This is a genomic window from Vibrio sp. YT-19(2023), from assembly GCF_033337395.1.
In genome coordinates this window covers 1-581 of the sequence record NZ_JAWOQN010000839.1, presented here as the reverse complement: position 1 = coordinate 581, position 581 = coordinate 1, and the positions used below count along the sequence as shown (strand labels likewise).

General features: G+C 47.3%; 1 pseudogene. It reads right to left on the bottom strand.

What is annotated here, in order from left to right:
- Positions 1 to 581 (bottom strand): annotated as a pseudogene (locus R7E78_RS28750) (hypothetical protein); the annotation flags it as partial.

Genomic DNA, 581 nt, shown 5'->3' with positions numbered 1-581 from the left:
TCGCAGACAGAGTAAACATGCCATCCATTTGGCTAAACACTTCGCCAAACTGTGCATCAGGATTGATGTTCAGATCGAACAGTTGCATGCTCAACCCTTTCAACCCATTCAGCATGCCAGAGCCCATGCTCACCGCTGCCGCCGGGTTTTGTCCGCCCATGTCTTTTTGCATTTGGCTCAGCAGCGCACATTGGTATTGTGGCTGAGTTATCTCTGTCCAAATTTGACCAATCGATGGCGCAAGCGTATTGATGTCGATGCCTAGCGCCAAGCTAAAGAAGCTCTTATCGCTGTTAGACTCGGTTAACACACCACGAATCGATTTAAGCGCATCGACGATCACTTTGTTCTTCGACTCAACAACAAAGCCGCCTTTGATTGACGCTTGCTCACCGTTTAGCTTGTACTCCGCAAACGCCACCGATTGAGGCCAGTTTTCTGCAATTTGGGTAAACTCGTTATGACAAACTGGTGTGCGCATTTCCGTAATGTTTGGATCGACGTTAAGACGAGTTAATTGACGAGCAAACATGTTGCCATCAACAGTGGTTAAACCTTTGATGATTTCACGATGGTCGATG